Genomic DNA, 23,553 nt, shown 5'->3' on the forward strand with positions numbered 1-23,553 from the left:
CAATACATCTCCCAAGAGTGTCATGAACCAATAATCAGAATGCGGGAGAAATGCAGCATGACTCGCCAAAGCCTCAGCCAATTGCGTGTATCGCCACTGCGCCTGCAACAGGGTCTGTTTGCCAGCCTGGCCCTGATGATCACGTTGATTGGCGGCCAGCAGTTGCAGCACTGGCAACAGAGTCAGCAGCAAGTCCCGCAATTCGACCGTCCGGCCATGACGCAAAACCATTTTCGTTCCATCGCCAGCGCGACTGCCGATGTGACTGCCCCGCAATTGCGTGTGGTCGACCAGGATTCCACCCTGGACGCGCTGCCTACGCAAGAGCGCTGGGTGTTCTAGGCAATAAATCGGGCGCCGTACTGAGCGACCGCACTGCACTACAGCTGTTACCCCCTATGAAAGCGTAAGGAGAATCACCATGTTGAGTTGGGCAATCACGTTTCTGATCATCGCCATTGTGGCTGCAGTCCTCGGCTTCGGTGGCATCGCCGGCACCGCCACAGGTATCGCCAAGATCCTGTTCGTTGTCTTCCTGGTGATGTTCATCGCTTCGTTCTTCTTTGGTCGTAAAGGCCGAGGCTGAAGATGACCACTCTTTCTTTTAAAGCCATTACTGTCGCCCTGTTGTTGGGCGGCAGCGGTTTGGCGATGGCCGCCAATGACGGTCAGACCCGAGCCAACGAATTGCTCAGTGCGGACCCGCAGTACCGTGAAACCTGGCGAGACGTGGTGAAGAAAGAAGAGCGCCTGCCGGAATGGGTGATGAACCTGTCCGGCTCGGCCGAACAACAGATGACCGCAGTTGAAGAAGATGGCGACAAATACCTGGTCGGGCCGCTTTGCGAGACTGCAGACACCTGCCTGAACAAGCGTCTGATCGTAGCCGTCAGCTTTGACAAGGAAGATGCCTACGCCCTGTTGGTGGAAGTTCCGGCCGGTTTGCCGAAGGACAAATCGCCGACGCGGCACGCCGATTACCGGTTTATCGGTAAGCCGGACGAAGGCATGCAAAAGCTGTTGATGGAACAGCTCAAGAAAGATCCGAATTGGTACTAGGTTCCGTTTGACGCACTCAGCGTCTGCGGGGCCGGCGTCCATAGAAAGAAGCCCGTCGCTTTTTTCTGTCTGCATCGCTCGCCAAGGGCGATGCATGACCAGGGGGCCGGGTTGCTCTGATCAATCGAGATCGGCGTGACCTACGGGTACAGGGAGTGCCTGCGCAAGGGCCGGGTCAGGTGAAAAGCTGCGACGCAAGTTCACAAGTCCTCAAGCTTGCTGAACTTGCGGCGGGCTCGTTGCTCTGATGGGCTGCTTCCCATACCGGCCTTAGCCGAATATTTCGTTTTCGCTCTTTACCAACCATTACTGGTTGTGTCGTCGCGACCACCTATCGAGAAAGTTTTGCCCCCTCCATAGGGTATTTCTGACACGTACTCCGTTAATTTACGGGTGTTTGTGCCAGCCCTTCAGCGCGCGTCTGTCTCTCTGAGCAAGCCTGTATTGGCAGGTTCACGGCATGTTTGCCCGTCAGATTGGCGTAATCGAACTGACCGTTCGGACAGTTATTTTCCAAAAAAGCCATGCCGATTCGGCATAGGGTAGGCGTTTACGGCATTAGACGTTGCGCCCTTGCATGGGAATAGTTGCGCCTTTTTTCGCCTGCCAGTAAGCCATTTCGGCCATGCGGCGGTGACCTTCCATGGAGGCTTGTGCACACACTTTTTCGCTCTCGAGCGTTGCGGCTGGCGCATTCGCCTTAAGTTCACGTGAAGTAAGGGTAATGACATGAAGAAGGCAAAACTAAGCCTCGCCTGGCAGATCCTCATCGGTCTGGTCCTGGGGATTGCAATCGGTGCGGTGCTCAACCATTTCAGTGCTGAAAAGGCCTGGTGGATCAGCAACGTCTTGCAGCCGGCAGGCGATATCTTTATCCGCCTGATCAAGATGATCGTGATCCCAATTGTGATTTCTTCGCTGATCGTCGGCATTGCCGGGGTCGGTGACGCGAAAAAGCTGGGTCGGATCGGTGTCAAAACCATTCTTTACTTCGAAATCGTCACCACCATTGCCATTGTTGTCGGCCTGTTGCTGGCCAACCTGTTCCATCCGGGCGCAGGCATCGACATGAGTACCCTGGGCACTGTCGATATCTCCAAGTACCAGGCGACTGCCGCCGAGGTGCAGCATGAACATGCGTTCATCGAGACCATCCTCAACCTGATCCCCTCGAATATCTTCGCCGCCGTCGCCCGTGGCGAGATGCTGCCGATCATTTTCTTCTCGGTGCTGTTCGGCCTTGGCTTGTCGAGCCTCAAGCCCGAGCTGCGCGAGCCGCTGGTGACCATGTTCCAGGGCGTGTCCGAGAGCATGTTCAAAGTCACCCATATGATCATGAAGTACGCCCCCATCGGTGTCTTCGCGCTGATCGCGGTGACCGTCGCCAACTTCGGCTTCGCTTCCCTGCTGCCGCTGGCCAAGCTGGTGATCCTGGTTTACGTCGCCATCCTGTTCTTCGCCTTCGTGGTGCTGGGCCTGATCGCTCGCCTGTTCGGCTTCTCGGTGATCAAGCTGATGCGCATCTTCAAGGATGAACTGGTGCTGGCCTACTCCACCGCCAGTTCCGAGACCGTGCTGCCGCGCGTGATCGAGAAGATGGAAGCCTACGGCGCGCCGAAGGCGATCTGCAGCTTTGTGGTGCCGACCGGTTACTCATTCAACCTCGACGGCTCGACCCTGTACCAGAGCATCGCCGCCATCTTTATCGCCCAGTTGTATGGCATCGACCTGTCGATCGGCCAGCAACTGATGCTGGTGCTGACCCTGATGGTCACCTCCAAAGGGATTGCCGGCGTGCCGGGCGTGTCCTTCGTGGTGCTGCTGGCCACCCTGGGCAGCGTGGGTATTCCGCTGGAAGGCCTGGCCTTCATCGCCGGTGTCGACCGCATCATGGACATGGCGCGTACCGCGCTCAACGTGATCGGCAATGCCCTCGCCGTGCTGGTGATTTCTCGTTGGGAAGGCATGTACGACGATGCCAAAGGCGAGCGCTACTGGAACTCGCTGCCGCACTGGCGCACCCGCACAGCAGTGCCGACCGCCCAGGCCACTCGCGGCTGATCGCCCTCAGGCGCTGAAACAAACCCCGGAAAATTCCGGGGTTTGTCGTTTCTGTCAGCCCCGTTATCATTCGCCCCATCTTTCGGGGGATTTAACTGATGCTCAATGGCCTGTGGCTTGGCTTCTTTGTCGTGGCAATGGTGTCAGCACTGGCGCAATGGCTGGTGGGCGGTAACGCCGGAATTTTCGCGGCGATGGTCGAAAGCATTTTCGCCATGGCCAAATTGTCGGTGGAAGTCATGGTGCTGCTGTTCGGCACCCTGACCTTATGGCTGGGCTTTTTGCGCATCGCCGAAAAAGCCGGGATCGTCGACTGGCTGGCCAAGGCCCTCGGGCCGCTGTTTCGCCGGCTGATGCCCGAAGTGCCCGCCGGCCACCCGGCCATCGGCCTGATCACCCTCAATTTCGCCGCCAATGGCCTGGGCCTGGACAACGCCGCGACGCCCATCGGCCTGAAGGCCATGAAGGCGCTGCAGGAACTCAACCCCATCCCCAACACCGCCAGTAACGCGCAGATCCTTTTTCTGGTGCTCAACGCCTCGTCGCTGACGCTGTTGCCGGTGACCATCTTCATGTACCGCGCCCAGCAAGGCGCCGCCGATCCGACGCTGGTCTTCCTGCCGATCCTGCTGGCCACCAGCGCCTCGACCCTGGTGGGCCTGCTGTCGGTAGCGGTGATGCAGCGCCTGCGGTTGTGGGACCCGGTGGTGCTGGCCTACCTGATTCCCGGTGCGCTGGTGCTGGGTGGTTTCATGGCGTTGCTGGCCACCCTGTCTGCCACGGCGCTGGCCGCGCTGTCGTCGATCCTCGGCAACCTGACGCTGTTTGGGTTGATCATGCTGTTTCTGCTGATCGGTGCGCTGCGCAAGGTCAAGGTATACGAGGCGTTTGTCGAAGGGGCCAAGGAAGGCTTCGATGTGGCGAAAAACCTGCTGCCCTATCTGGTGGCGATGCTCTGCGCAGTCGGTGTGCTGCGTGCTTCCGGGGCGCTGGACTTCGGCCTGGAAGGCATCCGTCACCTGGTGGCGTGGACCGGCATGGACACGCGGTTTGTCGATGCCTTGCCGACCGCGATGGTCAAGCCGTTCTCAGGCAGCGCGGCGCGGGCGATGCTGATCGAGACCATGCAGACCCAGGGCGTGGACAGCTTCCCCGCGTTGGTGGCGGCGACGATTCAGGGCAGCACCGAGACCACGTTTTATGTATTGGCGGTGTACTTTGGGTCGGTGGGGATTCAGCGGGCAAGGCATGCCGTGGGGTGTGCGTTGCTGGCGGAGTTTGCCGGTGTGGTTGCGGCGATTGCGGTGTGTTACTGGTTCTTTGGCTGAGGCTGAAGTCGCTATCGGGAGCGAGCCCCCCTCCCACATTTTGAAAGCGTCCACAGGTCAAAATGTGGGAGGGGGCTTGCTCCCGATGAGGCCCTCAGCGATTCGTTGCTCTACTGCCCTGCTCAACCACCCAATCCACCACCTGCCTGTTCAACTGATCCCCCGCCAATCCAAACCCGGCGACTACCGCCGGCACCTTGGTATCGGCCACCGGCTGCCTTACCTCAAACCGCCGGCTGGCAATAATCCGCTGATCACTGCCCCGCACCACCCGCGCATCCAACCGAATCACCACCTGCACCGCACTGCCCTGGTATTCGCTCTGAAACGCCTGCAGCTGTCCGCCCAGCTCATAGTCGGCCTGCAGGTTGGTCTCGTCGGTACTCAGCAGCGTCACCCGCCCATCGCGCTGGAAGCCGTCGAGCAGGCGATTGCGCAGCAGCACCGGCGCCGGGTCGCTCCAGCGCGCGTGGGCATAGCTGCTGATCAGGTTGCCATTGGGCACCACGGCAATGCGCGGGCTGTCGAGAAACTCGCTGGTCTGGGGCTTGGTCACGCGCAGCGACCAGCTCAGCGGGGCGCCTTGCGTGTCGGCGGGCGTTGCCGTCAGGCGATACACGTCCGAAGGGTCCGCTTTGGGCAGGATCGAGCACGCGCTCAGCAGTGCCAGGGCCAGTGGAACGATCAGTTGGCAAGCACGCTTCATGGCGTGAACTCCTTGTTTTTGTCGCTGCCCAGCAGGTAGCCGCTGGGGTTGGCTTCCAGGCGCCGGGAAATGGCGCGCAGCGACGCGAGGGTTTCGCGCAGCTCGCGCACGGCCGGCGCCAGTTCGTTGAGGCCCTGCATGCCGCTGTTCACCGAATCCTTATTTGTGGTGAGCAAGGTGTTGATGGTGGCGGTGCTTTGCTGCAGGGATTTCATTGCCTGCTCGGCGCTGCCGAACGCCTGTCTGCCCTGATCGTTGAGCAAGCCATTGGCGTTGCGCATCAGCACGGTGGTCTGCTCGAGCGCAGCGGTGGCCTGCTTGCTTACCTGCATCAGTTGTTGCATCACCACCTTGATATCGCCGCGCTGATCGGCAATGGCGCCAGTGGTTTGCTGCAGGTTGTCGAGGGTCTTGCTCAGGCGGTCGACGTTCTGCGAAGAAAACATATTGTTGGCGTTGTGCAGCAGCAGGTTGATGCCGGTCATCAGGTCATTGCTGTTATTGAGCAGCCGCGCGATGGGCGACGGTGAGGCGATGATCAGCGGCAGCTCGCCATCCTTGCCCTTGAGTTCGGGGCTTTGCGGCGTGCCGCCGCTGAGCTGGATGATCGAGGTGCCGGTGATGCCGGTCAGCGCGAGCTTGGCCTGGGTGTCTTCCTTGATCGGTGTCTGCCCGGCCAGGCGGATGCGCGCCAGCACGCGGCGCGGGTCTTTCGGGTCCAGGCGCAGGCTGGTGACGTCGCCCACCTTGATCCCGCTGTACTGCACCGAGCTGCCCTGGGACAGGCCGCTGACCGCCTCGTTGAAGATCACTTCGTAATCCTGGAAGGCGCTGTCGACGCTGGATTTGGCCAGCCACAGGCCAAACAGCATCGCGCCGACCACCACGATCACGCTGAACAGACCGATCATCACATGATGGGCGCGGGTTTCCATGTCATACCTCGTTGAGCGGTTGAGCGGCATCCAATGCCGCGCGGCCCCGTGGGCCGTGGAAATAGTCGTGAATCCAGGGGTCGTCTGTTTCCGAGACGACATCGATGGCGTCGGCCACCAGCACTTTCTTCTGCGCCAGCACCGCCACGCGGTCGGTGATGGTGTACAGCGTGTCCAGGTCGTGTGTGACCAGAAACACGCTCAGGCCCAGCGCGTCGCGCAGGGTCAGGATCAGTTGGTCGAATTGCGCCGCACCAATCGGGTCGAGGCCGGCAGTGGGTTCGTCGAGAAACAGGATATCCGGGTCCAGTGCCAGGGCACGGGCCAGGGCCGCGCGCTTGATCATGCCGCCGGACAGCGATGCCGGGTATTTGTCGGCGGCCGACAGCGGCAAGCCGGCCAGGGCCAGCTTGACCGCCGCCAGGTGCTCGGCGTCGGCGCGGCTGAGGCCGGCGTGTTCGATCAGCGGCAGGGCGACGTTCTCGGTGACGGTGAGTGACGAAAACAGCGCGCCCTTCTGGAACAGCACGCCAAAGCGGCGTTCCACCAGGGAGCGTTCGTGCTCGGGCAGGTTCGGCAGGTTCTGGCCGAACACACGCACCTCGCCGGCGCTGGGCCGGCGCAGGCCGACGATACTGCGCAGCAGCACCGACTTGCCGCTGCCGGAGCCGCCGACCACGGCGAGGATCTCGCCCTTGTACACATCCAGGTCGAGGTGTTCGTGCACGCTCTGGCTGCCAAAGCGATTGCACAAGCCACGCACTTCAATCACCGCCTCGGCGGGTGCACGCAGTGGACGGCTCACCAGCCCATCTCCATAAAGAACAGTGCGGCGACCGCATCCAGCACGATCACCACGAAAATCGACTGCACCACGCTGGAGGTGGTGTGGGCACCCACCGACTCGGCACTGCCGCTGACCTTGAAACCTTCCAGGCAGCCAATGGCCGCGATCAGAAACGCGAACACCGGCGCCTTCACCAGGCCCACCAGAAAATGCTGCACGCCGATGTCCGATTGCAGCAGCGACAGAAACATTGCCGGCGAGATATCCAGGGCAACGGCACACACCACGCCACCGCCGACAATGCCCGAGAGCATCGCCAGAAACGTCAGCATCGGCAGCGCCACCAGCAGCGCCATGACGCGCGGCAACACCAGCAGCTCCATCGGGTCCAGGCCCAGGGTGCGGATAGCGTCGATTTCTTCGTTGGCCTTCATCGAGCCGATCTGCGCGGTAAAGGCGCTGGCCGTGCGGCCGGCGATCAGGATGGCGGTGAGCAATACGCCGAATTCACGCAGAAAAGAGAACGCCACCAAGTCCACGGTGAAAATCGTCGCGCCGAAGCTCTTGAGCACCGTGGCGCCCAGAAACGCCACCACTGCGCCCACCAGGAAGGTCAGCAGGGCGACAATGGGCGCCGCGTCGAGGCCGACCTGCTCCAGGTGCGCGACCATCGGCGTGAGGCGCCAGCGTTTGGGGCGCAGGATGCCGCGGGCGAAGGTTTCAAGGATCAGGCCGATAAAGCCCAGCAGCTGTTTGCTGTCCTGCCACACGGTGTCCACCGCCCGGCCGATACGCGCCAGCAACTGGACGCCGGTGGCCTCTTCCGGGCCTTTATCGGGCACGCAGAAATCGTTGAGGGAGCGGTAGACGGTCTTGAGCAACGCGCGGTCGGCGGCGGACAAACTGCAATCGGTCTGTTCGGCCGATTGCTCGATGCGGGTGGGGCCGAGCAACTCCACGAGCAGCGACGCGCCGGCAGTGTCCAGCGCGCCGAGGCCGTTGAGGTCGATGCGTGCGGCGGCGTCGTACTGGCCGTCGAGCCTGGCTGACAGTGTGCGCAGGCTTGCGTAGTGGGCCAGTGTCCAGTCCCCCGTAATCCGCAACTGTGGCGGCGAGATGGACGTATCGAGGTGGGCTGCGCCGGGCGTGGGACTGCTGGTCATAAGCTCCGAGCTTGTCTGCTATTTCGCAATGGCTACGTAATAGCACACTACCGTCTACGTTGGGTTGTCCGTTTGTGCGGTGTCCGTCACTTTGAAGCGCAGCACGCCGATCACCTGCCCGTCTTCGGTGAGCACCTGCACCTGCCAGCGCCCTACGGCGTCGCCGGGGAAGTTCTGTTTGTGGGTCCAGGCGCGGTAGCCTTCCTTGCGTCCGCCATGGATATCGAGGGCGATGCGGTCGACTTCTTTCCCGTTGAATTTCCACACATGGTAGATCCGCTCATCGAGCCCGCGCGGCGCGTTGATGGCGGTGTAGGCGTAAAGCCCGCCGCTGCGCAACTGGGCAGCGTTGACTTCCTTGAGGTCGTCACCGGGCGTGCGATCCTGCATTTGCGTGCTGATGGCCACTTCGGTCATCCACAGCGTGGCGGGCGGCACCCAGCTGCGCAGGAACCAGCCGGCGCAGCCGATGGCGGCCGTGACCCCCAGCAGCATCGCCCAGCCCCTGAGGCTACGCAGCGGCAGGCTCAACGCCAGGCTGGGGATCGACAGCGCCATGGCCACGCCGAGCGCCAGCTTGTAACTCTCGGCGGTGGTCAGGTGCAGGATGATCGGCAGCGCGGTGAGCAGCGCGGCAAACAGTGTCAGGGTGTGCAGGGCCAGGAACAGCGAGCGCTTGGGCGCCAGCCATTTGTAGTACAGCGGGTCGATGATCGACACCAGCGCCGCCGCGCCCAGCAGGCCGGTAAACACCGATTGGCCGCTGTTCCAGGCGGTGGTGACGAAGAAAAACGGCAGCACGAAAAACAGGCTTTCCTGGTGAATCATCTGGGTGGCATAGCGCAACAGCGGTTCGGGGATTTCCCGCTTGAACAGCTTGGCGAACAGTTGGGTGAAACTGTTTTCCAGCATCAGCCACAACCAGCTCACCAGCATGATCACCGCGATCCAGCTGGCCATGCCCTGCTGGCGGTCCACCAGAATGAAGCTGCCCACACCCGAGATGAAGCCGCCGAGTGCGATCACCCCTGGGTAGCGCTTCATCAGTTCGAGGATGCGCTGGATTACGTGACTCAGGTTTGGCATTCGGCGATTCGCAGTAGGTGTAGGAAAAGATCCCGGACAGAATAGCGTCTCGGTACGCGTGTGCGGTGGCTCACTGCGCGATCCGTTTGCGATAACCGCGCACGCCGATCAACACAATCGCGATCAGCCCGAGCACGCCGGCGCCGATCCAGTTCAGAGCGTCGTAGCTGAGCAGCGGTTTTTCGATGCGCCAGTAGCCCGGTTGCTTGAACACCTGGCGCATGGCCTGGTTGGTCTGTTCCAGGCTGACCGCTTTGATGCGCTTGACCGGGTCGCTGAAGCGCCCGTTGGCGTACTCGCCGGACGCGCTCCAATAATAGTCGGCCAAGGCGCTGTTGCCCTGCACGGCCCAGGCCTGGCGGGCGACGGCGGCCTGTTGCAGGCGGGCGAAGGCGGCCGGATCGAGGCCGTCCTTGAGCAGCCTGGCTGTGAGGTCTTGCAGCACCTGTTGGGCCTCGGGGAGGTCTTCGCGTTCAAGATCGGCATTCAGGCTGAGGAAGCCGACACCGCCGAGTACTTCGCGCTCACTCCAGGGGCCGTAGGATAAACCGTGCCTGAGGCGCAGTTCGCGATACAACGCCCAGTCGAGGTAATCCTTGAGCAGGTCGTAGGTTTCGTCGTGCTGATCGTCCAGCATCGGCTCGGGAAACAGCCAGTGCAGCTTGGCGCCGTCGCCGACCCAGCCGCGCATCAGGTCGCGACGATGAGCGGCGGCGTGCTGGATTTCGGGCAGGGCCAGGTGGTCGGTCGGCTCGACCGGGTCGAGTTCGCCGTAGGTGCGCTCAAGGTAGGCCGGCAGCAGTTTGTCGAGGTCGCCGACGATAATCAGGGTCATGTTGTTGGGGGCGTACCAGTTTTTGCGCAGTGCCTCCAATTGATCGCGCGTAAGTTGACCGACCTCGGCCCGTTCGGCGCACTTGAGGCCCAGCTCGACCGCCAGTTGATTGCTGGCGGTGTGGCCCAGGTCCTGGCGGTCGAGCAGGCGCTGCAGGTGCGAGTAATGCCCGCCGTCCTCGCGCTCGACGACGCGCTTGGCGGCATTGATATTGGCGTCGGTCAGTTCGGTGCGGGTGAGGATGGCCAGCAGCAGGTCGAGCACCTTGCGCTGGTTGTGTGCCGGTGCCTCGATCACAAAGGTGGTGTCGGCATTGCTGGTGTAGGCGTTCCACTCGCCGCCCAGGGCTTGCATGCGGTCTTCGAGATCACCTTCGCCGCCACCGTCAATGCCGCTGAACAACAGGTGTTCGAGCAGGTGCGGCAGCTCTTTTTGCTCACAACTGAAGTCATCCAGGCCCACGCCAACCACCAGGCGAATCGCCACATGCCCGCGTTCGGTGCCTGGCTTGAGCAGCACTTGCAGGCCGTTGGGCAAGGTGTAGCCCTCGACTTGCAAACGGTCAAAAGCAAAGGCATGGGCAGAGCCCATGAGCAGGCAGGCGAACAACAGGCGACGCATAACAAGCTTCCTGGCGAGTGAGGTCAGCTTTAACTGACTTCACGGGCCACCATCCGTTCAGGGTGAATGCGTGATGTCGGCAATATCGTCGGAGGAGAGTGCGCCGGTGTCGGACGTTTCCAGCACGACATAGGCGCTGCTGCAAAACAGCGAGTTGAGGCGCTTCATGTCGGCAATCAGCTCCAGGTGCAGGGAGCTGGTCTCCAGGCTCTGTACGATCTTGTGTTGCAGCCGGCTGACATGGGCGTGAGCCAGGCGACGCTCCTGGGCGCGGAAGCGGCGTTTCTCGCGCAGTAACTGGCGGGCGCTTTCCGGGTCGGCACTCAGGAACACCGACAGCCCCAGGCGCAGGTTGGCGATCAACTGGCTGTGCAGGCCCGAAAGCTCCTCCAGGCCGACCTCGGAAAACTGGCGGCGCTGCGAGGTCTTCTGCTGCTGCACCTTGCGCAGCATGCGCTCGATCAGGTCGCCGGCCAGCTTCAGGTTGATCGACAGCTCGATGATCTCGGCCCAGCGCCGGCTGTCGTGTTCGCCCAGGTCTTCGCGCGGCATCTGCGCCAGGTAAAGCTTGATCGCGCTGTACAGCGCCTCGACGTCGTCGCTGAGACTGCGCATTTCCTGGGTGATGGCGGTTTGTTTGCCGCGCAGCACTTCCTGCATGGCCATCAGCATGTTGTCGATCAGGTCACCCAGGCGCAGGGTTTCCCGCGCAGCGTTGGCCAGGGCGAGGCTCGGTGTGGCGAGGGCGGCTGGGTCCAGGTGGCGCGGCTTGGCCTTGCCGTTGACCTCTTCGCGCTCCGGCAGCAACCACTCGCACAGCCGCGCCATCGGGCCGATGGTGGGCAGCAGGATCAGGCAGCGGCTGACGTTGTAGAGCAGGTGGAAGCTGATGACCATGCCTTGGGCGCTGTAGTCCAGGCTGTCCATCCACAGCACCAGCGGGTCGAGCACCGGGATGATCAGCAGCAGGCCGATCAGTTTGTAGAGCAGGCTGCCCAGCGCCACCTGGCGCCCGGCGGCGTTCTGCATGCTGGTGCTGAGGAAGGCCAGTATGCCGCTGCCGATATTGGCGCCGATCACCAGGCCGATGGCCACATGCAGGCCGATCACGCCGGCACCGGCCAGGGTGGCGGTAAGCAGCACGGCGGCCAGGCTGGAGTAGGAAATCATGGCGAACAGCGCGCCGATCAGGGCGTCGAGCAGGATGTCGCCGGTCAGCGAGGCGAAGATCACTTTGACGCCCTGAGCATGGGTGATCGGTCCGGCGGCTTCGACGATCAATTGCAGGGCGAGGATGATCAGGCCGAGGCCGATGCCCACGCGGCCCAGTTGGCCGGCGCGCGTCTGTTTGCGCGACAGGAAAAAAATAACACCGAGGAAAATCAGCAGCGGTGACAACCAGGACAGGTCGAAGGTCAGCACCCGCGCCATCAGCGCCGTACCGACGTCGGCACCGAGCATGGTCGCCAGTGCGGGCACCAGCCCCATGAGGCCTTGGCCGACAAAGGACGTCACCAGCATCGCGGTGGCGTTGCTGCTTTGCACCATGGCCGTCACCAGAATACCGGCGACGAAGGCCAGCCAGCGTTTGGACATGTTCTGTCCGATGACTTGGCGCAAGTTGGAACCGTAGACCCGCAGAATGCCGGTACGGACGATGTGCGTGCCCCAGATAAGCAGGGTCACGGCGGAAAGCAGATTGAGCAAGGTCAGCATGCTCGGCCCCCCGTGTGGGTGTGCTCCATGAAGAGCGAAGGAAAGGTGCCGCGTGCCGTTCTACGTCTTGTACTTAAGCTGTAGTTGGCGAATAGGCTCCGCGCCAGCATCGCATAGCTACATCAGGGATTGAAACAAAACTGTCATGAGGAGCGCTCCCACGCGGAGTGTGGGAGCGTTCAGCAGCGGCTCGGGGATTATTGACCCGGAACATCCTTGCGCAGTTTCACTGGGTCCTGCTGTTTCTTCTTTTTCGCGATGGCGGTACGCATCTTGATGTTGACCGCTTCCACCGCCAGTGAGAACGCCATGGCGAAGTAGACGTAGCCTTTTGGCACGTGCACGTCGAAGGATTCGGCGATCAGCACGGTACCCACCACCAGCAGGAACGACAGCGCCAGCATCTTCAGCGACGGGTGCTTGTCGATGAACGCACTGATGGTGCCGGCCGCCAGCATCATCACCAGCACCGCGACCACAATCGCCGCGACCATCACCGGCACATGGGAGACCATGCCGACGGCGGTGATCACCGAGTCCAGGGAGAACACGATGTCGATGATCGCGATCTGGATGATGGTGTAGATGAACTTGCCACCCTTGCCACCGGGTTCGTCCTGGGATTCGTCTTCACCTTCGAGGGCGTGGTACATCTCCTGGGAGCTTTTCCACAGCAGGAACAGGCCACCGAAGAACAGGATCAGGTCGCGACCGGAAATACCCTGGCCGAACACCACGAACAGGTCGGCCGTGAGCTGCATGACCCAGGTGATCGACAGCAGCAACAGGATGCGCGTGACCATGGCCAGGGCCAGGCCGAAGATCCGGGTGCGCGCCTGCATGTGCTTGGGCATGCGACTGACCAGGATCGAAATCATGATGATGTTATCGATGCCCAGGACGATCTCGAGGGCCGTCAGGGTGAAGAAGGCAATCCAGATTTCCGGATTGGTCAGCCATTCCATGTGTATTCCTTTGAGCAAATGTTAAACCGCGCAAGCTGCAGCGCCGCGCGGTGAGTGAGTCGGTAGGATTATAGAGTGCTGAACAGCGGAAAAATCCCCATCAGCAATGCGGCGAACATTATGCACAGGCATACCAGCACTGCCCACTTCAGGGTAAATCGCTGGTGATCGCCGAATTCGATACCGGCCAGAGCCACCAGCAGGTACGTCGAAGGCACCAGCGGGCTGAGCAAGTGCACCGGTTGGCCAACGATCGAGGCGCGGGCCATTTCCACGGCGGTGATGCCGTAGTGGCTGGCGGCTTCGGCCAGTACGGGCAGCACGCCATAGTAGAACGCGTCGTTGGACATGAAGAACGTGAACGGCATGCTCACCAGCGCGGTGATCACTGCCAGGTAAGGACCCAGGGCTTCCGGGATGACCGCCAGCAGGCTCTTGGACATGGCGTCGACCATGCCGGTGCCCGACAGGATGCCGGTGAAGATACCGGCGGCGAAGATCAACCCGACCACCGCCAATACGCTGCCGGCATGGGCGGCGACGCGGTCTTTCTGTTGTTGCAGGCACGGGTAGTTGACGATCATGGCGATACTGAACGCCACCATGAACAGCACCGGCAGCGGCAACAGGCCGGCGATCAGTGTGCACATCAGGCCCAGGGTCAGCGCGCCGTTGAACCAGATCAGCTTGGGACGGCGGGCGTCGGGGAATTGCGACACGCTGATGTCGCTATGGTCGATGTCGTCGCCCTGCAGGTGCAGCTCACCCAGGCGTGCACGTTCGCGCTTGCCGTACATATAGGCGATCACCAGGATCGCCACTATGCCGGCAGCCATGGCCGGAATCATGGGTACGAAGATGTCGGACGGGTCCACATGCAGCGCGCTGGCGGCACGGGCGGTCGGGCCACCCCAGGGGGTCATGTTCATCACGCCACCGGCGAGGATGATCAGGCCGGCCATGATCCGCGGGCTCATGCCGATGCGTTTGTACAGCGGCAGCATGGCCGCCACGCAGATCATGTAGGTGGTGGCGCCGTCACCGTCGAGTGACACAACCAACGCCAGCACGGCGGTGCCCACGGACACTTTCAGCGGGTCGCCCTTGACCATCTTGAGGATCTTGCGCACGGCCGGGTCGAACAGGCCGGAGTCGATCATCAGGGCAAAGTAGAGGATGGCGAACATCAGCATCACGCCGGTCGGCGCAAGCTTGGTGATGCCTTCGAGCATCATCGGGCCGATCTTCGGTGCGAAACCGCCGAACAGCGCGAACAGGATTGGCACGATGATCAAGGCGATCAGCGCGGACAGGCGCTTGGTCATGATCAGGAACATGAACGTGATGACCATGGCAAAGCCAAGGAAAGTCAGCATAGGGATACTCCAGGCGTAGCGCGGCTAGGGAATGGCGAACCGGTTGGGGTCAGCGCAGAACGAAAGGCACGAGGCGTACGGGGGGAGTGAGGGCAAGCAGGCGGTTACTAGCGGACATCAGGGATCACCATTGTTGTTGTTAACAGTCGGTCTGTTGCCGACAGTGAGGGCGATCCTAGACGCGTAAGCTTTCAGCCAGCTTTCGCCGGGGAAACGGGGGACACACGGTAAAAAATTTCACACTGCTTGAATTTATATAGCCTGGCTTTATGTGGGAGGGAGCAAGCCCCCTCCCAGATCTGGATTGTGGTGCAACACAGGGTCTACGGCAGTTCAAGGCCGCCAGCGGCTTTATGGAGGCTGCGCAGGTGCTCGCCGACTTGCTTGAGATTCGCCTCGCACGCGGCGATCTCGGCGGCGCGGGATGGCTCCAGCAGCGCCCTCACCTCTTTATCCAGCTCGCCAGTCAGCGATTGCAGTTGTTTCTGGCGTTCGGCGCTCTCCGATTCAAGACGCTTGGCTTCCGACGGCTGCGGCAGACCGTAACCACTGCTGCCAAGCAGCTCCGCCGGGCGGCTGAGGAAGCCGCTGTTGGCGAGGATCTGTTGCAGCGTGGCGTTGGCCTTCTCCATGCCACCGTTCTTCAACTCGCGGGCACCGAGGTAGCGTTGTTTGACTTCGTCCTGCGCCAGCATCAACTGTCTGCGAAAGCTGGCCTGCTCCAGCAGCAGCAACGCGGCGCTGGTGCGCAGGTCGGCCTGGTCGAACCATTGACGGCGCTCCTGGGCACTCAGCGACAGCCAGTCTTCGACATCGGTCTGCTTGATCGGCAGGTATTTGCGCAGCACATCGAACATCGCCTGGTAGCGCTCACGGAACGAGTCGAAGTGGTAACCCAGGCGCAATGCCTTGCGTTTGTCGTCCAGTACGCTGGTGTCCGCCAGGCCCCGGGCTTGCAGCACTTCGAGCAGGCCGTTGGGGGTGATGTTGTCCAGCCCGGTCAGTTGCGGGTTGGCGCTGCCGCTGCGCAACAGCTTGAGGCTTTCTACGGCGCAGTTGTTGGAGATGAAGAAATAGTTGCCGTCGTAGCTCCAGTGCATCTCGGCGGCGTGTTCGACGGTGTCGTTGATCTCCTGGCGCGACAGCTTCAACGGTACGGAGGCCAGGCCGCGCAGCTCGGTCTTGGTGTACTCGTCGATCACCTGGGCCAGCGGCAGCACGAACAGGCGTGACGGGTACTTGCCCACCAGGCCGTCCCAGCTCGACAGTTGTACGTCACCGACGAATGCGCGGTAGGACAACACCAGATGCTGGTCCAGGTCCAGCCGACAATCCGGGCCACGAGGGCGCCCGGGGGCGCAGATCACCAGACGCAACATGCTATGACCCCAGCGGCTGACCAAATTCTGGTTGGCTTCGGCGAGCAGGTAGTCGATTTCGTAGACGCGCTCGGGATCGACGTGGCCCAGTGGCGTTTTGGCAAAGTCATTGCCGGCGTTGAGGAAGGCGTAGGTCTTTTCGCAGGCGTCCTGCTGGGGCGGCGCCCAGCCGAAGTGTTCTTTGTAATAGCGGAACAGCGAAGGGCGACGGCAGGCGTAGCTTGGGTCGAGGAGGAAGTACTCCATGTTGACCGCCACGAACTCCAGCGGGCTGGTGGTTTCGTAGATGTCCGGGCTGCGCGCGATCTGGCGGTTGTGTTGTTCGCGTTCGCCGCGACGGCCCACATATTGCGGCCAGCCAGCGATGTCCAGCAGGCGTGGATCATCGCTGAGGGTGAAGCGGCGGTTGTTCTGACCACGGCATTGGTCGGGCAGGCCGATCAGGCCGGTGATGCTGTTCTGGCGGCTGCAGCGGTTGATCAGCGCGCGCTCGTCTTTGGACCACAGGCGCGCACGGTCGTAGATGTGGGTCAGTTCATGCAGCACGGTGGCGAGCATTTCCCGGCGCACGGTGCCGTGCGGGCGCTGGGTCTTCCGGGTGGCAGCGCTGCCGTCGGTGAGGCTGGCGAGCAGGTTGCGGTTGAGGTCGAGCTCGGACACCAGCGAGGCCTGGCCGTAAGCGTTTTCGGGCATCTGGTCGGTCCAGCCGACATCAATGCGGCGGTCCAGTTGCTCGATAAAACGGGGCGGCAAGGCGCGCATCGCTTCATCGAGCAGTGCCTGGCTGGCCTGCTGTTCGGCGGGGCTCAGGCCTTCGGTCTTGAGCCGCAGTTGCAGGCTGGCCTGGGCTGCGCCGCTACACAGCAGCACAGTCCCGGCCAGGAGCCAGGCGAGCAGGCGCCTCACAGAGCGAGAATAGCTTCGGCGAGGGTCTGGTCAGTGGCGTCGCGGGCTTCGGGCACGCGGGTGCGCAGGGTGTCGAAGGCGGCTTCGAGTTGTGCGCCGCGGATCTCGCCATGGGTGGCGACGAAACTGGCAGCATCATCGTGGGCTTCACGCACGACTTTGGAGTCGCGGATGGAGGTGGTGGTGTCCGAGGTGAAGTCGATGGTGCGCGCTGAGGCACGGACGACGATGTTACTGGTGGCCTTGAGGGTTTGCGCCTGGGCGACATCCGCCAGGAACAGCAGGCCGAGGACGGCGACGATCAGCGGGCTACGCATGGAATGGCTCCAGAATATTAAGATGATGATTGGACGAGAATTGCCTGCGCCAGTTCAAGGTCGCTTGCATGAAGTTTTGGCCGGGTGCGGCGCAGGTAATCCAGCGCAGACTCCAGGCGTGCGCCCCGCCATTGGCCGTCAGTGGCAATGAAAGCGGCAGCATCATCCCGTGCGGCCATTACTCTTTTTCTGTCGAAGGGGGCGGACGTCACCTTGCTGGTGGCGTACACGCTGACGACGGTGCTCTGCACGGTCACGTCAAAGGCCGAAGCCAACGGTGACCAGCCAGCGCACATCAACGCGGCAACAGTGAACAGGCGGTAAGAAAAAGCCATGGGACTCGACGCTTGAAAACGAGCGCCAAGGCTAGCGCAATGCCCCGGCGAGAGCCAGCGCAGCGGCGTTTGGGAGCGGCTGGCGCTCCCTTTTCCTACACCGCGGTTATCAGATAGCCAGGATCGCCTGGGCCAGTTGTGCATCGGTTGCGGTATTGAGCTGCGGCGCCTGTTGGCGGATCTGCGCCAGGGCGCTCTCCAGCTTCACGCCACGGATAGCACCTTCACTGGCGACAAAACTGGCGGCGTCGTCACGCGCGGCGCGTACGACTTTGTTGTCGCGCAGGGAGGACGTGGCGTCGGAGGTTGCATCGGATGTGGCTTTCAGCGCGCCGACGATGGAATCGGTGGTGACGATAAAGCTGCTGGCGTGAGCATTGGCGGCCACAACGAGAAGCGTGGCAGCGCTCAACAGACGAAGACGGGACATGGGGTGACTCCTGTGGATGAACAATCAAGGTGGCGCAGGACCTCTGCGCTGTGGGCGATGTTGCCATTGAGCAATCAGACGTCAGCTCTGCACGGTTCGCCACGTAGTAGCGGGATATTAGGCTGCCGCTTGAGTGTTCGGGTAATTTTATATCGCTGCTTGAATTGTACTGGTGATTTTTTATTTTATAAGAACTGTACTGTTTTCGAAGTAAATCGTTTTCAGATCCAAACGCCGAATACAACAAAACCCGCCTCCGGTCTCCCGGGGCGGGCTTTGTTTTGACAAATCAGATTGCTGGCGTTGGACCCGGAAGGTCAGGGCCAGCGAGCGCCAATCAGCGCCAGAACGGCTTGCTCAGCTCTTCGTAGCGTTGAGCTTCGCTGATACCGGCGTCAGCCAGCAGACGCGAATCCAGGCGAGCCAGTTGATGGCGGCTGGAGATGCGGCGCTGCCACAACATCAGGTTGGCCAGAACGCGCAAAGGCATGGAAGCCTGGTTATTTACAGCTTTTTCTTCGAAGAACAGTTCGGAACTGAGTGTACGTTCCATGATTGCATCCTTCCGCTTATGGCGGGATTAGGTAGTGGTTTAACTGATGCCAATGATCCTCCTCGGGCGCAAGACTCTCCAGATACAGTTCACCTGTATTGTGAGGGCCCAGTTAACTGTTTAAAGGTGCTGTACTGTACGGAAATGGGGCAACTGTACCTGTACGCACTGAAACAGTGCGAAATAAGTAATTTCGAGCTGAGGCGTAGGATATTTCGGTAGGAAATGACCAGTACAGCAGTACAGTTTTTTAAATAAGTGCGGGCGTTGGCTGCGAGCTGAGCAAACTGTGTTTGCATCAGCTCGAATCTGTGTCCATCACGCCTTGAGCATATGCCCGGTTTCTTCCAGGTTAATGTGCCAGCTCAGTGCTTCGCGCAGGATGTGCGGCGTATGCCCGCCGATAGCGCAGGCAGCTTCAAAGTAACGGTTGAGGGCATCGCGGTACGCCGGGTGCACGCAGTTGTCGATGATCACCCGCGCCCTTTCCCGTGGCGCCAGGCCGCGCAGGTCGGCCAGGCCGACTTCGGTCACGAGGATATCGACGTCATGCTCGGTGTGGTCCACATGGCTGACCATCGGCACCACACTGGAAATCGCGCCATCCTTGGCAATCGACTTGGTGACGAAGATCGCCAGGTGCGCATTGCGCGCGAAGTCGCCGGAGCCGCCGATGCCGTTCATCATGCGCGTGCCGCAAACGTGGGTGGAGTTGACGTTGCCGTAGATGTCGAACTCCAGCGCCGTGTTGATACCGATAATACCCAGGCGCCGCACCACTTCAGGGTGATTGGAAATCTCCTGTGGGCGCAGTATCAGCTTGTCCTTGTAGTGTTCCAGGTTGCCGAATACGTCTGCATTGCGACGTTCCGACAAAGTGATGGAGCTGCCGGAGGCGAAGCTCAGCTTGCCGGCGTCGATCAGGTCGAATGTCGAATCCTGCAACACTTCCGAATACATGGTCAGGTCTTCGAACGGCGATTCGATCAGGCCGCACATCACCGCGTTGGCGATATTGCCGATGCCGGCCTGCAGCGGGCCGAGCCTGTTGGTCATGCGCCCGGCGTCGACTTCCTGCTTGAGGAAGTTGATCAGGTGATCGGCGATGCCCTGGGTGTCGCTGTCCGGTGGCGTCACGGTCGAAGCCGAATCCGCCTGGTTGGTGATGACGATGGCGACGATCTTTTCCGGTGGAATCGGAATCGCGGTACTGCCGATGCGATCGTCGACATTCACCAGCGGGATCGGTGTGCGGGTCGGTCGGTAAGTCGGGATATAGATGTCGTGCAACCCTTCCAGATTCGGGTTGTGCGCCAGGTTGATCTCGACGATTACCTGTTTGGCGAAAATCGCAAAGCTGGCCGAGTTGCCCACCGACGTGGTGGGCACGATATGCCCCTGCTCGGTGATGGCGATCGCTTCGATCACGGCAATGTCCGGCAATTTGAGCTGGTTGTTGCGTAATTGCTCGACGGTTTCCGACAGGTGCTGATCGATGAACATCACTTGGCCGGCGTTGATCGCCTTGCGCAGGGTGCTGTCGACCTGGAACGGCATGCGGCGGGACAGCACACCGGCTTCGGTCAATTGCTTGTCCAGGTCGTTGCCCAGGCTGGCGCCGGTCATCAGGGTGATTTTCAGCGGTGAAATTCTGGCGCGTTCGGCCAGGGCGTGGGGCACGGCCTTGGCTTCGCCGGCGCGGGTGAAGCCGCTCATGCCGACGGTCATGCCGTCCTCGATCAGTGCGGCGGCGTCGGCCGCGCTCATGACCTTGTTCATCAATGAAGGCAAGCGGATACGATCACGGTACATGGATAGTTATCTCGGGCTACGGAGGCAAGGTGCGCAGTTTAGTCATTTCAAAAAGTTTCGGCGCGCTACCATGGTCGCATGCCAACGCTTGATGTAGAGCCTTTGGTCGGTTTACCCGCGCATTAAAAAACCCCAGCCTACGACAGGCCGGGGTTTGGTGTGTTGCGCTGGAGCAGGTTATTCGACGGCCTTCACCATATCTTCAATGACTTTTTTGGCATCACCAAAGACCATCATGGTCTTGTCGAGGTAGAACAGCTCGTTGTCCAGCCCGGCATAGCCGCTGGCCATCGAGCGCTTGTTGACGATGATGGTTTTGGCCTTGAATGCCTCGAGGATTGGCATGCCGGCAATCGGCGAATTCGGGTCGTTCTTGGCGGCCGGGTTGACCACGTCGTTTGCGCCCAGCACCAGCACCACGTCGGCCTGGCCGAACTCGGAGTTGATGTCCTCCATCTCGAACACCTGGTCGTAAGGCACTTCCGCCTCGGCCAGCAGTACGTTCATGTGCCCTGGCATACGGCCGGCCACGGGGTGGATCGCGTACTTCACGGTGACGCCGCGGTGGGTGAGCTTCTCGGTCAGTTCCTTGAGCGCATGCTGCGCGCGTGCCACGGCCAGGCCGTAGCCTGGGACGATGATCACGGTGTCGGCATTGGTCAGCAGGAACGTCGCGTCGTCGGCCGAGCCGGACTTCACCGGGCGCGCTTCTTTCGACCCTGCCGCCGCACCGGCATCCGGCGCATTGCCGAAACCGCCGAGCAGCACATTAAAGAAGGAACGGTTCATGGCCTTGCACATGATGTACGACAGGATCGCGCCGCTGGAGCCGACCAGCGAGCCGGAGATGATCAGCATCGAGTTGTTCAGCGAAAAGCCGATACCTGCCGCCGCCCAGCCGGAATAGCTGTTGAGCATCGACACCACCACCGGCATGTCAGCGCCGCCGATGGGGATGATGATCAGCACGCCCAGTACAAACGCCAGGGCCAGCATCAGCGCGAAAGCTGTGAGGTTGCCGGTGAGCATGAACAGCAGGCCCAGGCCCAGTGTTGTCAGACCGAGCACCAGGTTCAGCTTATGCTGACCGGCGAACTGTACCGGCGCGCCCTGGAACAGGCGGAATTTGTACTTGCCCGACAGCTTGCCGAAGGCGATCACCGAACCGGAGAAGGTGATGGCACCGATGGCTGCGCCGAGGAACAGTTCCAGGCGGTTACCGGCAGGAATCGCGTCACCCAGTTGTTTGACGATACCCAGCGATTGCGGCTCGACCACAGCGGCAATTGCAATAAATACCGCAGCCAGGCCAATCATGCTGTGCATGAACGCCACCAGCTCTGGCATCTTGGTCATTTCCACGCGCTTGGCCATGATCGAGCCGGCGGTGCCGCCGATCAGCAGGCCGACGATCACATAGCCGATGCCGGCCGTCGCGAGTTCAGCGCCGAGCTTATAGATGAGGCCCACTGTAGTGAGTACCGCCAGCGCCATCCCGAGCATGCCGAACAGGTTGCCGCGTCGTGACGTGGTGGGGTGCGACAGGCCTTTGAGGGCCTGGATGAAACAGATCGACGCGATCAGGTAGAGCGTCGTCACCAGATTCATACTCATTACTTCTGCACCTCTTCTTTACCCTTGGGCGCTTTCTTCTTGAACATCTCAAGCATCCTACGAGTCACCAGGAAACCACCGAATACGTTCACCGCCGCCAGGGCCACGGCCAGGGTGCCCATGGTCTTGCCCAGCGGCGTCACCGTGAGGGCGGCGGCCAGCATGGCGCCGACGATCACGATTGCCGAAATCGCGTTGGTCACCGCCATCAATGGCGTGTGCAGCGCGGGTGTAACGTTCCAGACCACGTGGTAACCGACATAAATCGCCAGCACGAAGATGATCAGGTTGTAGATACCCGGGGAGATAAGCTCTTCCATTGTCTGAATCCCTGCTTAGGCGTTTTTGCGGATGACTTGGCCGTCGCGGCACATCAGGCACGCGGCGACGATGTCGTCTTCGAGATTGATTTCAAACTGCCCTTCCTTGGTGAACACCAGCTTCAGGAAGTCCAGCAGGTTGCGCGCGTACAGGGCCGAGGCGTCGGCGGCCACGGCGCCGGCGAGGTTGGTCGGGCCGCAGATGATCACGCCGTTTTCCACGACGACCTGATCGGCGACGGTCAGTGGGCAGTTGCCACCCTGGGCGGCGGCGAGGTCGATAACCACCGAGCCAGGCTTCATCTGCGCAACGGTCTCGGCGCTGAGCAGGGTTGGCGCCTTGCGGCCAGGGATCAGGGCGGTGGTGATGACGATATCGGCCTGTTTGGCGCGTTCATGCACGGCCAGGGCCTGACGCTGCATCCAACTGGCGGGCATCGGGCGGGCGTAACCGCCGACACCGACCGCGCATTCGCGTTCTTCATCAGTTTCGTAGGGCACGTCAACGAACTTGGCACCGAGGGACTCGATTTGTTCTTTTACTGCCGGACGCACGTCGGACGCTTCGATCACCGCACCCAGGCGTTTCGCTGTCGCGATGGCCTGCAGGCCTGCGACGCCGGCGCCAAGGATCAACACGCGCGCCGCTTTCACGGTGCCTGCGGCGGTCATCAGCATCGGCATGAAGCGCGGGTAGTGGTGCGCGGCCAGCAACACGGCCTTGTAACCGGCGATGTTGGCCTGGGAGGACAGCACGTCGAGGCTTTGGGCGCGTGATGTACGCGGCGCCGCTTCGAGGGCGAAGGCAGTGATGCCGTGCCCGGCGAGCCTGGCGATGGTTTCGTTGCTGAACGGGTTGAGCATGCCCACCAGGACGGTGCCACTTTTGATCAGCGCCAGTTCGCTGTCGCTGGGTGCCACGACCTTGAGAATCAGCTCGGCGCCAAAGGCATCGTTGGCACTGCCAATGGTTGCGCCGGCCGTTTCATAGGCGCTGTCGACGATGCTGGCCTTGGCGCCTGCTCCGCTTTGCACCGTGACCTTGTGGCCCTGGCCGATCAGCTTCTTGATGGTTTCCGGGGTGGCAGCCACCCGCGTTTCACCGGTCTGGGTTTCGAGAGGAACACCAATGTGCACGTCAAATCTCCTGCATGATCTTTTTGCTTTTGATCTTTTTGTAAAAAGGCCAGTGCACCGCGAGTGGCGCAACTGGGGCGGCCGATCAGCACGACCCCGCAGAAATGACAGC

At 61.4% G+C, this 23,553-nt stretch carries 23 protein-coding genes; 5 read left to right on the forward strand and 18 right to left on the reverse strand.

The genetic code is table 11. From position 1 onward, the window contains the following. The first annotated feature begins 57 nt into the window (after window positions 1–57). The 5 genes from JOE32_RS17780 (at window position 58) to JOE32_RS17800 (ending at window position 4,448) form a co-directional block, all read left to right on the forward strand. Window positions 58–342, forward strand: a complete 285-nt coding sequence (locus tag JOE32_RS17780) for a hypothetical protein (RefSeq protein WP_209986891.1) — start codon at window positions 58–60, stop codon at window positions 340–342. A gap of 79 nt (window positions 343–421) precedes the next feature. Further along, a complete protein-coding gene (locus tag JOE32_RS17785; RefSeq protein WP_003187386.1) occupies window positions 422–586 on the forward strand; it encodes a DUF1328 domain-containing protein in 165 nt (54 codons plus the stop codon). Window positions 587–588: 2 nt separating this feature from the next. After that, on the forward strand, window positions 589–1,059 hold the full coding sequence (locus JOE32_RS17790) for an inhibitor of vertebrate lysozyme family protein (protein WP_057006174.1): 471 nt from the start codon (window positions 589–591) through the stop codon (window positions 1,057–1,059). 729 nt (window positions 1,060–1,788) lie between these two features. Beyond that, entirely contained in the window at window positions 1,789–3,120 is a 1,332-nt protein-coding gene (gene gltP / locus JOE32_RS17795; protein WP_209986893.1) for a glutamate/aspartate:proton symporter GltP, read from the forward strand. 98 nt (window positions 3,121–3,218) lie between these two features. After that, complete coding sequence (locus tag JOE32_RS17800) at window positions 3,219–4,448, forward strand: spore maturation protein (protein WP_209986898.1); 1,230 nt, start codon at window positions 3,219–3,221, stop codon at window positions 4,446–4,448. 94 nt (window positions 4,449–4,542) lie between these two features. Here JOE32_RS17800 and JOE32_RS17805 read toward each other — a convergent pair whose 3' ends face one another. From JOE32_RS17805 to JOE32_RS17890, 18 genes are all read right to left on the reverse strand, one after another. Beyond that, window positions 4,543–5,154 (reverse strand): ABC-type transport auxiliary lipoprotein family protein, encoded by a 612-nt coding sequence (locus tag JOE32_RS17805; RefSeq protein WP_209986901.1) that lies wholly within the window; start codon window positions 5,152–5,154, stop codon window positions 4,543–4,545. Continuing rightward, complete coding sequence (locus tag JOE32_RS17810) at window positions 5,151–6,089, reverse strand: MlaD family protein (protein ID WP_209986904.1); 939 nt, start codon at window positions 6,087–6,089, stop codon at window positions 5,151–5,153. Before JOE32_RS17810 ends, JOE32_RS17805 begins: the two co-directional genes overlap by 4 nt. A gap of 1 nt (window position 6,090) precedes the next feature. Then, on the reverse strand, window positions 6,091–6,894 hold the full coding sequence (locus tag JOE32_RS17815; RefSeq protein WP_209986907.1) for an ABC transporter ATP-binding protein: 804 nt from the start codon (window positions 6,892–6,894) through the stop codon (window positions 6,091–6,093). After that, complete coding sequence (locus JOE32_RS17820) at window positions 6,891–8,039, reverse strand: ABC transporter permease (protein WP_209986910.1); 1,149 nt, start codon at window positions 8,037–8,039, stop codon at window positions 6,891–6,893. The genes JOE32_RS17815 and JOE32_RS17820 overlap by 4 nt, the downstream gene beginning before the upstream one ends. Before the next feature lie 54 nt (window positions 8,040–8,093). Beyond that, a complete protein-coding gene (locus JOE32_RS17825; protein ID WP_209986913.1) occupies window positions 8,094–9,125 on the reverse strand; it encodes a DUF5924 family protein in 1,032 nt (343 codons plus the stop codon). 70 nt (window positions 9,126–9,195) lie between these two features. Beyond that, the gene (locus JOE32_RS17830) at window positions 9,196–10,581 is read right to left on the reverse strand and encodes a pitrilysin family protein (protein ID WP_209986916.1); all 1,386 of its coding nucleotides are present in this window, start codon (window positions 10,579–10,581) and stop codon (window positions 9,196–9,198) included. 57 nt (window positions 10,582–10,638) lie between these two features. Next, window positions 10,639–12,297, reverse strand: a complete 1,659-nt coding sequence (locus tag JOE32_RS17835; RefSeq protein ID WP_209986919.1) for a Na/Pi cotransporter family protein — start codon at window positions 12,295–12,297, stop codon at window positions 10,639–10,641. A 197-nt stretch (window positions 12,298–12,494) separates the two neighbouring features. Further along, window positions 12,495–13,262: a TerC family protein gene (locus JOE32_RS17840; protein WP_057006164.1), complete on the reverse strand. Its 768-nt coding sequence runs from the start codon at window positions 13,260–13,262 to the stop codon at window positions 12,495–12,497. Between the two features lie 68 nt (window positions 13,263–13,330). Continuing rightward, window positions 13,331–14,638, reverse strand: coding sequence for a CitMHS family transporter (locus JOE32_RS17845; RefSeq protein WP_209986922.1), 1,308 nt, complete (start codon window positions 14,636–14,638; stop codon window positions 13,331–13,333). Window positions 14,639–14,961: 323 nt separating this feature from the next. After that, window positions 14,962–16,923 carry a DUF4105 domain-containing protein gene (locus JOE32_RS17850; protein WP_209986927.1) on the reverse strand — a complete coding sequence of 654 codons (1,962 nt, stop codon included), beginning with the start codon at window positions 16,921–16,923 and terminating at the stop codon, window positions 14,962–14,964. Then, window positions 16,920–17,240 carry a DUF2388 domain-containing protein gene (locus JOE32_RS17855; RefSeq protein WP_209986930.1) on the reverse strand — a complete coding sequence of 107 codons (321 nt, stop codon included), beginning with the start codon at window positions 17,238–17,240 and terminating at the stop codon, window positions 16,920–16,922. Before JOE32_RS17855 ends, JOE32_RS17850 begins: the two co-directional genes overlap by 4 nt. A 17-nt stretch (window positions 17,241–17,257) precedes the next feature. Beyond that, a complete protein-coding gene (locus JOE32_RS17860; protein ID WP_209986932.1) occupies window positions 17,258–17,575 on the reverse strand; it encodes a DUF2388 domain-containing protein in 318 nt (105 codons plus the stop codon). 109 nt (window positions 17,576–17,684) lie between these two features. After that, window positions 17,685–18,005 carry a DUF2388 domain-containing protein gene (locus JOE32_RS17865; protein ID WP_057006161.1) on the reverse strand — a complete coding sequence of 107 codons (321 nt, stop codon included), beginning with the start codon at window positions 18,003–18,005 and terminating at the stop codon, window positions 17,685–17,687. A 337-nt stretch (window positions 18,006–18,342) separates the two neighbouring features. Continuing rightward, window positions 18,343–18,558 carry a DUF1127 domain-containing protein gene (locus tag JOE32_RS17870; RefSeq protein WP_003233780.1) on the reverse strand — a complete coding sequence of 72 codons (216 nt, stop codon included), beginning with the start codon at window positions 18,556–18,558 and terminating at the stop codon, window positions 18,343–18,345. A gap of 318 nt (window positions 18,559–18,876) precedes the next feature. Continuing rightward, window positions 18,877–20,370 (reverse strand): acetyl-CoA hydrolase/transferase family protein, encoded by a 1,494-nt coding sequence (locus tag JOE32_RS17875; RefSeq protein WP_209986935.1) that lies wholly within the window; start codon window positions 20,368–20,370, stop codon window positions 18,877–18,879. 177 nt (window positions 20,371–20,547) lie between these two features. Continuing rightward, window positions 20,548–21,984: an NAD(P)(+) transhydrogenase (Re/Si-specific) subunit beta gene (locus JOE32_RS17880; protein ID WP_209986938.1), complete on the reverse strand. Its 1,437-nt coding sequence runs from the start codon at window positions 21,982–21,984 to the stop codon at window positions 20,548–20,550. After that, window positions 21,984–22,304 (reverse strand): NAD(P) transhydrogenase subunit alpha, encoded by a 321-nt coding sequence (locus JOE32_RS17885; protein ID WP_209986941.1) that lies wholly within the window; start codon window positions 22,302–22,304, stop codon window positions 21,984–21,986. The genes JOE32_RS17880 and JOE32_RS17885 overlap by 1 nt, the downstream gene beginning before the upstream one ends. Window positions 22,305–22,319: 15 nt before the next feature. Next, on the reverse strand, window positions 22,320–23,441 hold the full coding sequence (locus JOE32_RS17890) for a Re/Si-specific NAD(P)(+) transhydrogenase subunit alpha (RefSeq protein ID WP_209986943.1): 1,122 nt from the start codon (window positions 23,439–23,441) through the stop codon (window positions 22,320–22,322). Window positions 23,442–23,553: the final 112 nt, after the last annotated feature.

The organism is Pseudomonas sp. PvP025, from assembly GCF_017832155.1.
Lineage (GTDB): Bacteria > Pseudomonadota > Gammaproteobacteria > Pseudomonadales > Pseudomonadaceae > Aquipseudomonas.

What these genes read in the sequence shown, in the direction of transcription:
- gltP (WP_209986893.1), top strand. Translation starts at nt 1,789, where the DNA reads ATGAAGAAGGCAAAACTAAGCCTCGCCTGGCAGATCCTCATCGGTCTG.
- JOE32_RS17870 (WP_003233780.1), bottom strand. Translation starts at nt 18,558, where the DNA reads ATGGAACGTACACTCAGTTCCGAACTGTTCTTCGAAGAAAAAGCTGTA.
- JOE32_RS17855 (WP_209986930.1), bottom strand. Translation starts at nt 17,240, where the DNA reads ATGCGTAGCCCGCTGATCGTCGCCGTCCTCGGCCTGCTGTTCCTGGCG.
- JOE32_RS17835 (WP_209986919.1), bottom strand. Translation starts at nt 12,297, where the DNA reads ATGCTGACCTTGCTCAATCTGCTTTCCGCCGTGACCCTGCTTATCTGG.
- JOE32_RS17825 (WP_209986913.1), bottom strand. Translation starts at nt 9,125, where the DNA reads ATGCCAAACCTGAGTCACGTAATCCAGCGCATCCTCGAACTGATGAAG.
- JOE32_RS17865 (WP_057006161.1), bottom strand. Translation starts at nt 18,005, where the DNA reads ATGTCCCGTCTTCGTCTGTTGAGCGCTGCCACGCTTCTCGTTGTGGCC.
- JOE32_RS17800 (WP_209986898.1), top strand. Translation starts at nt 3,219, where the DNA reads ATGCTCAATGGCCTGTGGCTTGGCTTCTTTGTCGTGGCAATGGTGTCA.
- JOE32_RS17805 (WP_209986901.1), bottom strand. Translation starts at nt 5,154, where the DNA reads ATGAAGCGTGCTTGCCAACTGATCGTTCCACTGGCCCTGGCACTGCTG.
- JOE32_RS17885 (WP_209986941.1), bottom strand. Translation starts at nt 22,304, where the DNA reads ATGGAAGAGCTTATCTCCCCGGGTATCTACAACCTGATCATCTTCGTG.
- JOE32_RS17845 (WP_209986922.1), bottom strand. Translation starts at nt 14,638, where the DNA reads ATGCTGACTTTCCTTGGCTTTGCCATGGTCATCACGTTCATGTTCCTG.
- JOE32_RS17780 (WP_209986891.1), top strand. Translation starts at nt 58, where the DNA reads ATGACTCGCCAAAGCCTCAGCCAATTGCGTGTATCGCCACTGCGCCTG.
- JOE32_RS17840 (WP_057006164.1), bottom strand. Translation starts at nt 13,262, where the DNA reads ATGGAATGGCTGACCAATCCGGAAATCTGGATTGCCTTCTTCACCCTG.
- JOE32_RS17875 (WP_209986935.1), bottom strand. Translation starts at nt 20,370, where the DNA reads ATGTACCGTGATCGTATCCGCTTGCCTTCATTGATGAACAAGGTCATG.
- JOE32_RS17790 (WP_057006174.1), top strand. Translation starts at nt 589, where the DNA reads ATGACCACTCTTTCTTTTAAAGCCATTACTGTCGCCCTGTTGTTGGGC.
- JOE32_RS17810 (WP_209986904.1), bottom strand. Translation starts at nt 6,089, where the DNA reads ATGGAAACCCGCGCCCATCATGTGATGATCGGTCTGTTCAGCGTGATC.
- JOE32_RS17860 (WP_209986932.1), bottom strand. Translation starts at nt 17,575, where the DNA reads ATGGCTTTTTCTTACCGCCTGTTCACTGTTGCCGCGTTGATGTGCGCT.
- JOE32_RS17880 (WP_209986938.1), bottom strand. Translation starts at nt 21,984, where the DNA reads ATGAGTATGAATCTGGTGACGACGCTCTACCTGATCGCGTCGATCTGT.
- JOE32_RS17820 (WP_209986910.1), bottom strand. Translation starts at nt 8,039, where the DNA reads ATGACCAGCAGTCCCACGCCCGGCGCAGCCCACCTCGATACGTCCATC.
- JOE32_RS17830 (WP_209986916.1), bottom strand. Translation starts at nt 10,581, where the DNA reads ATGCGTCGCCTGTTGTTCGCCTGCCTGCTCATGGGCTCTGCCCATGCC.
- JOE32_RS17785 (WP_003187386.1), top strand. Translation starts at nt 422, where the DNA reads ATGTTGAGTTGGGCAATCACGTTTCTGATCATCGCCATTGTGGCTGCA.